Origin of the sequence: Thalassobaculum sp. (genome assembly GCF_040219215.1) — a bacterium.
In the GTDB taxonomy this organism is placed as follows: Bacteria; Pseudomonadota; Alphaproteobacteria; order Thalassobaculales; family Thalassobaculaceae; genus Thalassobaculum_A.
In genome coordinates this window covers 412,096-424,093 of sequence record NZ_JAVJSX010000008.1, presented here as the reverse complement: position 1 = coordinate 424,093, position 11,998 = coordinate 412,096, and the positions used below count along the sequence as shown (strand labels likewise).

The following is an 11,998-nucleotide window of genomic DNA, read 5'->3' as shown; positions in this document are numbered from 1 at the left end:
ATCAACCCGCCTTGCGCTTGCGCCCGCCGCTCGACGCCTTGCCCGCCGGGCGTTCGGCGCTCTTCACCGAGCGTTTCAGGGCCTCGACCAGATCGATGACCTGGGCTCCGCCGGACGGAAGGTCCTCCTCGTCGATCTCGACCGGCTTGCGGCGCTTGGCCTTGGCGTCGATCAGTTCACGCAGCGCCTTCGTGTATTGGTCTTCGAAGCGCTTGGGGTCGAACGGCGCGCTCTTGCGGTCGATGAGTTCCCCCGCGAGATCGAGCAGTTCGGCGTCCGGCTTGTCGTCCTCGACGCTGGCGAAGAACGGTGCCGCGGCACGCACCTCGTCGGCGAACCGCAAGGTTTCCAGCAGCAGGCCGTCGCCGCACGGCTTCACCGCGGCGATGTACTCGCGACCGCGCATGACGAACTGCCCGAGACCGACCCGGCTGGAGGTCCTAAGCGCATCGCGCATGACCCGGTACGCTTCCTCGGCCAAGTCACCGTCCGGAACCACGTAATACGGGCGGTCGAACCAGATCGGGTCGATCTCGCCATGCTCGACGAACTGAACGAGATCCAGTGTCTTGCGGGCCTCGAGCTTCAGCTCGTCGATCTCCGCCGGATCGATCAGCACGTAACTGCCGTCGTCGACCTCGAAGCCCTTGACGATCTCGTCGGTGTCGACCGGACCGATTCCGGGCACCACCTTCTCGTAGCGCACACGCTTGCCCGATGGCTCGTGCACTTGGTGGAAGCTGATCCGCGCGCCGGAGCGGGTCGCCGCAAACAGCTTCACCGGCACCGACACCAGGGCCAGCCGCATGTTGCCGCTCCACATCGGCCGGCTACCGAGAGCGGAGGCGGAAGCCTGCTTGCTGCTTCGGCGATTCCGCGTCTTCGACGAGGCCGCACGCTTCGATGCGGGCTTCTTCCTGGATGCGTTCGCCGCCATTGCACCGTTTCTTCCGCAGCGTTGTCGCCCAGAAGACAACCGCGCCGCCGGCGCGTTGGTTCCAGGCGCCGCTCTGATCTCCTAGCTTGCCGTCGAAGGTCAGAAATGCGAGCGTCGTCAACCTTGATCAACATTGATATATGCAATCCATGTCGTCGCCCCGCCCCTGGATCAGCGCAGCCGAAGCGGCAACCGAACTGAACGTCAGCCGGGCGACGCTGTACGCCTATGTCAGCCGCGGCCTCGTCGAGTCGCGCGGCCAGCCGGGTTCCCGCAAGCGGCTGTACGCGACCGCCGACATCCATCGCCTGCGCGCCGCCGGCGACGGCAATGGCGGAAGCGCACCGGACCGAGCGCTCGACTTCGGCATCCCGATCCTGGACAGCGCCATAACCCTGATCGACGGCGGCCGCCTGTACTACCGCGGCCGAGACGCCGTGGCCCTGGCCGCCGGCGCCAGCCTGGAGACGGTGGCGAGCCTGCTGTGGCAGGCCGACGACTCCGATCCATTCGCCGGCATCACCATCGACGCCGTTCCGCCGGCCGCCACCGGGATCGCCGGTGCCATCGCCCGGCTGGCGGTGGCCGGACAAGCCGACGTCGCGGCCTACGCCCGCACCGCGCCTGCGCTGGCGCGCACCGGCGCCCGGATCGTTCGGCATCTCGTGTCGGCGTGGTCGGGCGGCAACACCTCCGACGCCCCGGCGCACCAGGCGCTGGCCCAGGCCTGGGGCGTGCCGGCGGCGGCCGAGGCGATCCGCACCGCCCTGGTGCTGTGCGCCGATCACGAGCTGAACGCCTCGGCCTTTGCCGTCCGGGTCGCCGCCTCCACCAGGACAACGCCGTATGCCGCGGTCATCGCCGGCCTCGCTACCCTCCAGGGCCCGCGCCACGGCGGCATGACCCCGCAAACCCTGGCCCTGATCCATGAGGCGGAGCGGCTGGGCGACGGCTGGACGGCGGTCGCCGAGCGGCTGCACCGCGGCGAGGCATTGCCCGGCTTCGGGCACCAGCTTTATCCGGACGGCGATCCGCGAGCCCGGGCGATCCTGGCGGCGGTGCGGGCCGCAGCCGGGCCGCAGCCTTTGCTGGACGTCGTCCAGCAGGTCGCCACGGCAGGCCACGAAGCGACCGGCCTGCCGCCCAACGTTGATTTCGCACTGGCAACCCTGGCCGCGACGTGGGGACTCGGCGCCGATCAGGCGATCGGGGTGTTCGCAATCGGCCGCAGCGCGGGCTGGCTGGCCCATGCCGCCGAACAGTCGGTGTCCGGTTCGCTGATCCGGCCGAGGGCGCGCTACACTGGTCCGGACCCCCGCCCGGCCCACGGCAACCGGGAGCGCGGCTGACCGGCGATGGGCGTGCAACGATTGCGGCTCCGGCGTCCACCGGCTATAGCCGAGCCATGAGTTCCTGCGTGAAGCAGATGGAGCGGGAGTGTCTCGCCCTTCAGACCGCAAAGACCGCCCGGGCGATCGCCCGGGTCTATGCGATGACGATGCGCCCGCTGGGCGTCGGCCCCACGCAGTTTCACCTGCTCGGAACCCTGACCCTGTATCCGGATTTCGGAATGGCCGCGCTGTCCGAGATGCTGGTGATCGACCGTTCCACGCTGGTTCGAAACCTCAAGCTGCTGGAGCGCGACGGGCTGATCGAATCCAGCCGGCCGGCCGGGAGCCGGACCAAGCGCTTCGCCGTCACCGACGCCGGACACGCGCTGATCGCGACAGCCGAGCCACTGTGGCAGGCGGCGCATCGCCAGCTGGTGAGCGCCCTCGGCCCCGATGGGCTGGACGACGCCCGTGGCGCGCTCGAGCGGCTGCGGATCGCCGCTCGGACGGTTGTGCCCGCCGAGGACTGACCGTGCTGTGAGCACCGCCGCTTGCATTTAATTGTGTATCTACATATTTGTGCCTGACACCGATCCTCAACCAGGAGGCAGGCATGATGCGACGCGTGGTGGTTACCGGACTCGGGGTGGTGGCGCCACTCGGCGTCGGGGTCGAGCCGGTCTGGAAACGTCTGGTCCAGGGCCACTCCGGCGTGACTCGCCTGAGCGACGCGGTCGCGGCCGACCTGCCGGCAAGGGTGGCCGGACAGGTGCCTGGCAAGACCGATGACCCTGCCGGATTCGATCCGACGGTCGCGATCGTCCCCAAGGACCTGAAGAAGATGGACCGGTTCATCCAGTTCGCCATGGTCGCCGCCAAGGAGGCGGTCGAGCAGGCCGGCTGGTTCCCGAACGACCCGGCCGGCCGGAACCGTACCGCGACCGTGATCGCCTCCGGCGTCGGAGGGTTCCCGGCAATGATGGAGGCGGCCCGCGTGGTTGCCGAGCGCGGCACCAAGCGCCTGTCGCCCTTCATCGTACCGTCGTTCCTCGCCAACCTTGCGGCCGGACAGGTCTCGATCGCTTACGGTTTCAAGGGTCCGCTCGGCACGCCGGTCACCGCCTGCGCCGCCAGCGCACAGGCGATCGGCGATGGCGCCCGGATGATCCGCGCCGGCGAGGTCGACGTTGCCGTGTGCGGCGGGGCGGAGGCCTGCATCGACACGGTCAGCCTGGGCGGCTTCGCTGCCGCGCGAGCCTTGTCCAGCGGCTTCAACGATCGCCCGGCCGAAGCCTCGCGCCCGTTCGACCGTCAGCGTGACGGTTTCGTCATGGGCGAAGGTGCCGGGATCGTCGTCATCGAGGAACTGGAACACGCGCTGGCCCGGGGTGCGGTGCCGCTCGCCGAACTGGTCGGCTACGGCACCACCGCCGACGCCTATCACATGACGTCCGGCCCGGACGATGGCGAAGGTGCGGCGCGATCGATGCAGATCGCCCTAGACGCCGCCGGGCTGGACGCATCCGCTATCGGCTACCTGAACGCTCACGCCACGTCGACACCGGTCGGCGACGCCGGGGAACTCGCCGCGGTCCGGACAGTGTTCGGCACCGGCGCGGCGGTCGCGATTTCATCAACCAAGTCGGCAACCGGACACTTGCTGGGGGCCGCCGGCGGGCTGGAGGCGGTGTTCTCGATCCAGGCGCTTCGTACCGGGAATCTGCCGCCGACCCTGAACCTGACCGAGCCGGACCCGCTGGCCGACGGCCTCGACCTGATCGGCCCGATTGGCCGGCCTGCCCGGGTCGACCACGCGATGTCCAACGCCTTCGGCTTCGGCGGCGTGAACGCGACGCTGATCTTCCGGCGGTGGGACGCCTGAATCACCACACGCGCGAACTTACCCGTCGAGATACCGCCGCTTGAGGTGCGCAAGGAACGCCTCAGTGCCCAGCGGACCCCCGGTCGCCGCTTCCAGGATCGCATCGGTGGTATCGGAACTGGCACGTTCGTGGACATTCGGGCGCAGCCAGGCCAGCAGGCGTGTAAAGTCGCCGCTGCCCAGCGCTTCGGGAATACCGCGATCGGCTGCGACTGCCGCGCCGAACAATTGGGCCGCCGCCAGGGCGCCGAGGGTGTAGGTCGGGAAGTAGCCGATCGCGCCATCGTACCAGTGGATGTCTTGCAGGCAGCCACGCGCATCGTCGGGCGGTGCCACGCCCAGCAGCGTCCGCATGCCCTCGTTCCAGGCGGCGGGCAGTTCGGCAACCGTCAGATCGCCTGACAGCAGCGCCCGTTCCAGCCGGGTGCGCAGGATGACATGCAACGGATAGGTGATCTCGTCGGCCTCGACCCGGATGAACCCACGCTCGACCCTGGTATAGATCCGCCGCAGGTTCTCCGGCTCCCACGCGGCACCGTCGCCGCCGAAGGCCGCCTTGGCCTTGCCGGACAGATGCGCCAGGAACGCCGGTGACCTGCAGGCCTGCATCTCCATCAGCAGCGACTGGCTTTCATGCAGCACCATGCCGCGGGCGTCGCCGACCGGCTGGCCGCGCCATTCGGCGGGCAGGCCGCGCTCGTACAGCGCATGGCCGGTCTCGTGGATCACCCCCATCACACCGGAGACGAAACCGTTCTCCGAGAACCGGGTGGTGACCCGCACGTCGTCCGGCACGCCACCGCAGAACGGGTGGAGGGTTTCGTCCAGCCGGCCATGGTCGAAGTCGAAGCCCAGCGTCGTCATGATCTCGCGGGCGAGAAGCCGCTGCTGCGTGACCGGAAACGGCCCGGCGGGCATCACCGGATCGCCGTCACGCGCCTGGCGCTCCAGCACGGCCTCGAGGATCGGCGGCAATGCCGTCTCCAGTTCGGTGAACAGCCCCTCGATCCGCGGCACCGAACCGCCGGGCTCGTACTGGTCGAGCAGGGCCGCGTATGGATCCAGGCCAAGAGCTGCGGCCTTGGCGGCGGCTGTTTCCCGGGTCAGGCGGACGACCTCGGCCAGCGGCTCGCGGACCATGGCATAGTCGGAAGCGGCACGCGCGGCGCGCCACGCCGTCTCGGACTTCGCGCTGGCCCGCGACATCGCCTCGACCAGCGACGACGGCACGGCGGTGGCGTGGGCGTGCCGGCGCCGCAGCTCGCGGAGATTGGCGGCCCGCCAACCGGTCGACGATTCCCCTTCGGCAATGGCCAGCAGGTCCTCGACCTTCGGATCGGTCAGCAATTCGTGGGCGATCACCCCGAGGGTAGCCGCCTGTTCGGCACGGGCATCACCGCCGCCCGGCGGCATCATCACCATGCGGTCCCAGGACAGCACGCCCATGGCGCCCTCGACGGCCGACAGTCGGCGCGACAATGCCTCGAGCGCATCGGTGGCGGGCGTCGTCGACACGCTCATGCCGCGTCCTCGGGTTCCTTGCGGTCCATCTGCCGGTGCCACAGGACGTAGATCACCAGCAGTGTCCCGGCCAGCAGGAACCAGGTGACGGCGTACTGCAGATGCTCGTTGCGGACCTGGATCGACGCCATGGCGCCGATCGGCAGCGATGTCGGGCGGCCCGGCGGCCGAAGCACGTCGATGTAGTAGGATGCAACCGGGCCGATACCCAGGTGCGCGGCCATCTGCTCGGGTTCGACAGTGAACCAGATCTCCCGCCCCGGCTCGTTCTCCGGCACGAAGTAGCCTTTGCGGCCGGCCTCGAGAACGATCCCGTTCACCGTCACGGTTCCATCGAGCACCGACCCCGGCCGGGTCTCCGGACGACGGCGATCCGATGGCACCCAGCCGCGGTTCACCAGGACCGTCAGGCCATCGTCGGTGACGAACGGCGTGATGACATGGAATCCGGCGGTGCCCTCGTAGGGACGGCCGGTGAGGTGGAGTTCCTTGTCGTTCAGGAAACGCCCGGTCGCCTGGACGTGCCGGAAGCGCCACGCCTCCATATCCTCCACGACTGCCGGGGCCGGCACCGGTGGTGCCGAGACGCGGCTCTCGAAGCTGTCGATCAGAGCGGTCTTCCAGGCCAGCCGGTCGAGTTGCCACGTCCCCAGCCCAAGCATCATCAGCACGGCTGGAACGGTGAAAAGGGTCGGCCAAAGTCGCGGGCGGAACGGCATGGTGCCTCGACTGGTAAGGGGACAAGCGATCTCTAGATCGACCGTGTGGCAGTGTAAGGCAAGCGCCGCATCGTCGCGGCCGGCGCGAAGACCGTCAGGAGCCGGCGCCGCGGTGGCGGTAGTGCAGCGCCACCATCACGCCCTTGAGGCGCCGCAGCAGCGCCAGTGTCCCTGCCAGGGTCACGACGCTCCACAGCACCGCGTGCAGCCACATCGGCGGGCCGAACGCCGCCTCCACCGCCAGCGCGAGCGGGACGATGACCGCGCCCAAGATGAAGATGACGAACACCGCGGGCCCGTCGCCGGTATCATGTTCCAACAGCGTCGCGCCGCAGGCTTCGCAGGTCTCGCGGACCGACAGGTAGCCGTCGAACAAGCGCCCCAGCCCGCACCGTGGGCAGCGACCGCGCAGACCGGTGATGAAGGGTGACGGCGGGCCGAACGAGTCGCTCATCGGTCCGCCGCTGGTCGAACGTCCCTAGGGATGGAACGGTCGATCAGGCTCCCCACCAGTACACGCAGACGAACAGGAACAGCCAGACCACGTCGACGAAATGCCAGTACCAGGCCGCCGCCTCGAAGCCGAAATGCTGCTCCGGCGTGAAGTGGCCGGTATAGGCACGGCACCAGCACACGATCAGGAAGATCGTGCCGACGATCACATGGAAGCCGTGAAAGCCGGTCGCCATGTAGAAGGTCGACGCATAAATGCCGTCCGTGAACCCGAAGGCGGCATGGCTGTACTCGATCGCCTGCAGCGCGGTGAAGCTGATGCCGAGCAGGATCGTGATGCCCAGGCCCAGCAGCAGGTTCTTGCGATCGTTCTCCAGCAGCGCCGCGTGCGCCCAGGTTACGGTCGTGCCGGAGAGCAGCAGGATCAGGGTGTTCAGCAGCGGCAGGTCGAAGGCGTCGAACGGTACGATCCCCTCCGGCGGCCACACGCCGGTGCGCGGGTACAGCGCCATGTCGAAGAACGCCCAGAAGAACGCCAGAAAGAACATCACCTCCGAGGTGATGAACAGCAGCATCCCGTAGCGGGTACCGATCTGCACCACCGGGGTGTGATGGCCCTGGTAGTGCGCCTCGCGGATCACGTCGCGCCACCAGAAGTACATGGTCATCAGCATGAGCCCGAGGCCGACGATCAGCATCGCGCCACCGAACGGCTTGCCGTGCATGTACAGCGCACCACCCGCCGCCAGCAGGAAACCCGCGCCGGCGCCGACGAACGGCCATGGGCTCGCTTCGACCAGGTGGTAAGGATGCTTCTGTTCGTGTGCCATCGGTCCCCTCGTCTCACGCGCTGCCCAAGCGGCGGGCGGCTCCAGCCGCGTCTGCCTGGTGGTTCGTCATTGTTTCGCGCCGCCGGCGCCCGCCTTGTCCGCGGTCGCCGGTAGCTCGGCAATCTGCCGCGCCTTGGACTGATCCTGGGCACGGAAAAATGTATAGGACAGGGTGATGGTGGTCACGCCGTCCATTTTGCGATCATCGGCTAACGCCGGATCCAGATAGAACGAAACCGGCATGTCTACCGACTCACCGGGCCGCAACACCTGCTCGGTAAAGCAGAAACAGTCGATCTTGTCGAAGTACAAGCCGGCCTTGTCGGGCGTGACGTTGAACGCCGCCGTGCCGACCACGGTCTCGTTGCTGTTGTTGATCGCCTCGTAGAACGCCAGCTTGGTCTCGCCGACCTTCAGCCGCATCGTCTGCTGGACCGGCCTGAAGGTCCAGGGAAGCTCCGGATTGACGTTGGCGTCGAACCGCACCGTCACCACCCGGTCGAGCACCCGGTCCGCCTCACCGGTTGCGACCTGCGTCGTGCCGCCAAACCCGGTCACCCGGCAGAAGATCTCGTACAGCGGGACCGACGCGTACGCCATCCCGACCATGCCGACGACGACACTCGCCAGGACGCCGACGGTGCGCAGATTGCGGGTCCGCCGCACCCGGACCTCCAGCCCCTCGTCGCGCCGATCGGTCATGACCCCATCCGCAGAATCGTGATCACGAAGAACAGCGCGGCCAGCGAGAGGATCACCGCCAGGAGGGCGACATTCTTGCGGCGACGCGATGCCCAGGGATCGTTGGCGTCCGGCTTCGGTTCTGGGTCGGCCATCGCTCTCACCCCACCAGCCATGAATCGATCAGAAGCGCGCCGTACAGGGCGAACAGGTACAGGATCGAGTAACCGAACAACTGCTTGGCCGGTCCGTGGTCGGCCTCGCCGCCGCGCCAAACCCGCACCGCCGACACGACGAACAGGGCGCCGAGCACGGCTGCGGCAATGCCATAGCCGGGACCGGCAAATCCCAGGAACCACGGCGCGACGCCCAGCGGTGCCAGCAGCACGGCATAGATCAGGATCTGGCGCCGCGTCTCGCGGTCACCGGCCACCACCGGCAGCATCGGAACTCCGGCCCGGGCGTAGTCGCCGCAGCGCCAGAGCGCCAGCGCCCAGAAGTGAGGAGGCGTCCACATGAAGATGATGGCGAAGAGCACGATCGATGCGACCGAGATGTCGCCGGTCACCGCCGCCCAGCCGATCATCGGCGGAAAGGCGCCGGCAGCGCCGCCGATCACGATGTTCTGCGGCGTACGGCGCTTCAGCCACATGGTGTAAATGAACACATAGAAGCCGATGGTGACGGCCAGCAGGATCGCGGCCGCCCAGTTGACCGCCAGTCCCATGACCAGGACCGAGAAGCCGGCCAGCACGACACCGAAGGACAGGGCCTCGTCGGGATTCATCCGCCCGGCCGGGATCGGTCGCGCCCTGGTCCGTTCCATCACCGCGTCGATGTCGCGGTCGTACCACATGTTGATCGCACCCGACGCACCGGCGCCGATCGCGATGCACAGCACCGCGATGACCGCCAGCACCGGGTTGAGATGGCCCGGCGCCACCGCCAGGCCGACGGCACCGGTGAACACCACCAGCGACATCACCCGCGGCTTCAGCAGCGCGACGTAATCGACGACCGAAGCCGCCCTGGTCGGGGCGGCCTCGGCGGTGTCGTCGATCCGCGCTATGTCGGCGGAAGTATCGGTCACCTTAGCCTCTCGAGCAACGGATCACTTGACGCGGGGCAGCTCGTCGAAGGTATGGAACGGCGGCGGCGACGCAACCGACCACTCCATCGTCGTCGCCCCCTCGCCCCACGGGTTCATCGCGGCCTTGCGCTTCGCCATGAAGGCTTCGACCACCACCGCCAGGAAGATCAGGGTGCCGATCCCGCCGATATACGAGCCGATCGAGGCCACCGCGTTCCACCCGGCAAGCGCATCGGGATAGTCGATGTAGCGCCGCGGCATGCCGGCCAGGCCGAGGAAGTGCATCGGGAAGAACGTCAGGTTGACGCCGATGAACGTCACCCAGAAATGCAACCGGGCCAGGCGGCTGTTGTACTCGTAGCCGGTCATCTTCGAGAACCAGTAGTAGATCCCGCAGAAGATGCCGAACACCGCACCGAGCGACAGCACGTAGTGGAAGTGCGCGATCACGTAGTAGGTGTTGTGCAGCGCCAGATCCACGCCGGCATTGGCCAGCACGACGCCAGTCACACCGCCCACCGTGAACAGGAAGATCAGGCCGATCGCCCACAGCATCGGCAGGCGGAACTCGATCGAACCGCCCCACATGGTGGCGATCCACGAGAAGATCTTGATGCCGGTCGGCACCGCGATGACCATCGTGGCCGCGGTGAAGTAGGCCCGCGTGTCGACGTCCATGCCCACGGTGTACATGTGGTGCGCCCACACCACGAAGCCGACCACGCCGATCGCGACCATGGCGTAGGCCATCCCGAGATAGCCGAACACCGGCTTCTTCGAGAACGTGCTCACCACCTGGCTGACGATCCCGAACGCCGGCAGGATCATGATGTAGACCTCGGGATGCCCGAAGAACCAGAACAGGTGCAGGAACAGGATCGGATCGCCGCCGCCGGCCGGATCAAAGAACGCCGTGCCGAAATTGCGGTCGGTGAGCAGCATGGTGATCGCACCGGCCAGCACCGGCAGCGCCAGCAGCAGCAGGAACGCGGTCACAAGCATCGACCACACGAACAGCGGCATCTTGTGCAGGGTCATGCCCGGCGCGCGCATGTTGAAGATGGTCGTGATGAAGTTCGCGGCACCGAGAATCGAGCCGGCACCGGCGAGGTGCAGCGAGAAGATCGCAAGGTCCATCGCCATGCCGGGGGTGCCGAGCTTGCCCGACAGCGGCGGATAGATCGTCCAACCCACCCCGGCGCCGTTAGCGCCGCCCGTGCCCTCGACGAACATCGACAGCAGCAGGCACAGGAACGCCGGGACCAGCAGCCAGAACGAGATGTTGTTCATCCGCGGGAACGCCATGTCCGGCGCGCCGATCATGATCGGCACGAACCAGTTGCCGAATCCGCCGATCAGCGCCGGCATGACCACGAAGAACACCATGATCAGGCCATGGGCCGTCACATAGACGTTCCAGACGTTGCCGTCGGTCATGAACTGCAGGCCGGGGCTGTGCAGTTCCATGCGCATGAAGATCGAGATCGCACCGCCGATCAGGCCGGCAATCACCGCAAAGATCAGGTACAGCGTACCGATGTCCTTGTGGTTCGTGGAATAGAGCCAGCGGCGCACGAAGCTGGTCGGCGCGCAGTGATCGTCGTGGCAGTGGGCGTGATCAGCGCTGCTCATCGTGTCAGTCTCCCCTCGAATTACCGGGACGCCAGCGCGGCCAGCCGGGGGCTGGCGGCACCGTCATCCATCGCGAACTTGGTCTTGGCCTCGACCAGCCAGGCTTCATACGCCGCCGGCTCCATCGCCTCGACCACGATCGGCATGTAGGCGTGATTGAGTCCACAGATCTGGTTGCACTGGCCGTAGTAGACGCCAGCCTTGTCAACCTGGAACCAGGTCTCGTTGGTCCGGCCAGGGGTGCTGTACAGCTGCACGCCGAACGACGGCATGAAGAAAGAATGCATCACATCGGACGACGTGATCAGCACCTGAACCTTCTTGCCGACCGGAACAACCAGACGGTTGTCCACTTCCAGCAAACGCAGCTGGCCGTCCTTGAGGTCGGCCTCGGGGATAATGTTGCTGTCGAACGCCACCTGCTGGTCCAGATACTCGTAGCTCCAGTACCACTGGTGCGCCTGGACCTTGACGGTCATGTCCGGATCGACCGCCCGGTCGGCGTAGTACAGCAACTGGAACGACGGAATCGCGATCAGTACCAGAATCAGCACCGGCACAACGGTCCAGGTCACTTCCAGCCAGGTGTGATGCGTGGTCTTCGACGGCACCGGGTTCCGGCTGGCCCGGAACCTCACGCACACGTAGACCAGCAGCCCGAGCACGAACACCGTGATCAGGGTGATGATCACCAGCAGCCAGTTGTGCAGCTCGTTCAGCTGGTGGAACGTCGGAGTGACCCCATCCTGAAAGCCAAGCTGCCATTCCCTGGGCCGATCCGCCCAAGCCACCGTCGTCGTCACGGCCAGCGTCGCTGCCGCCCACCCGATGCGCCGCGCCAGAGACGCAGCAAATCCGAGGATCCGATCCATCAGTCGGTCGTTCCCGTTGTCGTTGCTCTCGCCGCGCCCCCGCGGCGGGC

At 67.3% G+C, this 11,998-nt stretch carries 14 protein-coding genes; 3 read left to right on the top strand and 11 right to left on the bottom strand.

Annotated elements, in window-relative coordinates; translation table 11 throughout:
- Window position 1: 1 nt before the first annotated feature.
- On the bottom strand, window positions 2-823 hold the full coding sequence (ku, locus tag RIC54_RS07480; protein WP_350086196.1) for a non-homologous end joining protein Ku: 822 nt from the start codon (window positions 821-823) through the stop codon (window positions 2-4).
- Between the two features lie 7 nt (window positions 824-830).
- Entirely contained in the window at window positions 831-1,058 is a 228-nt protein-coding gene (locus RIC54_RS07475; RefSeq protein ID WP_350086193.1) for a hypothetical protein, read from the bottom strand.
- 28 nt (window positions 1,059-1,086) lie between these two features.
- Between RIC54_RS07475 and RIC54_RS07470 the strand changes: the two genes are divergently transcribed.
- The 3 genes from RIC54_RS07470 to fabF all read left to right on the top strand — a co-directional run bounded on the left by RIC54_RS07470 (window position 1,087) and on the right by fabF (window position 4,150).
- Window positions 1,087-2,286 carry a citrate synthase family protein gene (locus RIC54_RS07470; protein WP_350086190.1) on the top strand — a complete coding sequence of 400 codons (1,200 nt, stop codon included), beginning with the start codon at window positions 1,087-1,089 and terminating at the stop codon, window positions 2,284-2,286.
- Between the two features lie 77 nt (window positions 2,287-2,363).
- Window positions 2,364-2,798: a MarR family winged helix-turn-helix transcriptional regulator gene (locus tag RIC54_RS07465; protein ID WP_350087914.1), complete on the top strand. Its 435-nt coding sequence runs from the start codon at window positions 2,364-2,366 to the stop codon at window positions 2,796-2,798.
- An 83-nt stretch (window positions 2,799-2,881) separates the two neighbouring features.
- Window positions 2,882-4,150, top strand: a complete 1,269-nt coding sequence (gene fabF, locus RIC54_RS07460; RefSeq protein WP_502989651.1) for a beta-ketoacyl-ACP synthase II — start codon at window positions 2,882-2,884, stop codon at window positions 4,148-4,150.
- An 18-nt stretch (window positions 4,151-4,168) separates the two neighbouring features.
- Here fabF and RIC54_RS07455 read toward each other — a convergent pair whose 3' ends face one another.
- The 9 genes from RIC54_RS07455 to coxB form a co-directional block, all read right to left on the bottom strand.
- Window positions 4,169-5,671, bottom strand: coding sequence for a carboxypeptidase M32 (locus tag RIC54_RS07455; RefSeq protein WP_350086187.1), 1,503 nt, complete (start codon window positions 5,669-5,671; stop codon window positions 4,169-4,171).
- A complete protein-coding gene (locus RIC54_RS07450) occupies window positions 5,668-6,390 on the bottom strand; it encodes an SURF1 family protein (RefSeq protein ID WP_350086184.1) in 723 nt (240 codons plus the stop codon). The genes RIC54_RS07455 and RIC54_RS07450 overlap by 4 nt, the downstream gene beginning before the upstream one ends.
- A gap of 94 nt (window positions 6,391-6,484) precedes the next feature.
- Window positions 6,485-6,844, bottom strand: a complete 360-nt coding sequence (locus RIC54_RS07445) for a DUF983 domain-containing protein (protein WP_350086181.1) — start codon at window positions 6,842-6,844, stop codon at window positions 6,485-6,487.
- Window positions 6,845-6,887: 43 nt separating this feature from the next.
- Window positions 6,888-7,673, bottom strand: a complete 786-nt coding sequence (locus RIC54_RS07440; protein WP_350086178.1) for a cytochrome c oxidase subunit 3 — start codon at window positions 7,671-7,673, stop codon at window positions 6,888-6,890.
- Window positions 7,674-7,739: 66 nt separating this feature from the next.
- Window positions 7,740-8,375 carry a cytochrome c oxidase assembly protein gene (locus RIC54_RS07435; protein ID WP_350150901.1) on the bottom strand — a complete coding sequence of 212 codons (636 nt, stop codon included), beginning with the start codon at window positions 8,373-8,375 and terminating at the stop codon, window positions 7,740-7,742.
- Window positions 8,372-8,509 carry a cytochrome c oxidase system small membrane protein gene (locus RIC54_RS07430; protein WP_350086168.1) on the bottom strand — a complete coding sequence of 46 codons (138 nt, stop codon included), beginning with the start codon at window positions 8,507-8,509 and terminating at the stop codon, window positions 8,372-8,374. The genes RIC54_RS07435 and RIC54_RS07430 overlap by 4 nt, the downstream gene beginning before the upstream one ends.
- A 5-nt stretch (window positions 8,510-8,514) precedes the next feature.
- Window positions 8,515-9,444, bottom strand: coding sequence for a heme o synthase (locus RIC54_RS07425; protein WP_502990171.1), 930 nt, complete (start codon window positions 9,442-9,444; stop codon window positions 8,515-8,517).
- A 21-nt stretch (window positions 9,445-9,465) separates the two neighbouring features.
- Window positions 9,466-11,076, bottom strand: a complete 1,611-nt coding sequence (ctaD, locus tag RIC54_RS07420; protein WP_350150899.1) for a cytochrome c oxidase subunit I — start codon at window positions 11,074-11,076, stop codon at window positions 9,466-9,468.
- Between the two features lie 20 nt (window positions 11,077-11,096).
- Window positions 11,097-11,948: a cytochrome c oxidase subunit II gene (gene coxB / locus RIC54_RS07415; protein WP_350086162.1), complete on the bottom strand. Its 852-nt coding sequence runs from the start codon at window positions 11,946-11,948 to the stop codon at window positions 11,097-11,099.
- Between the last annotated feature and the right edge of the window lie 50 nt (window positions 11,949-11,998).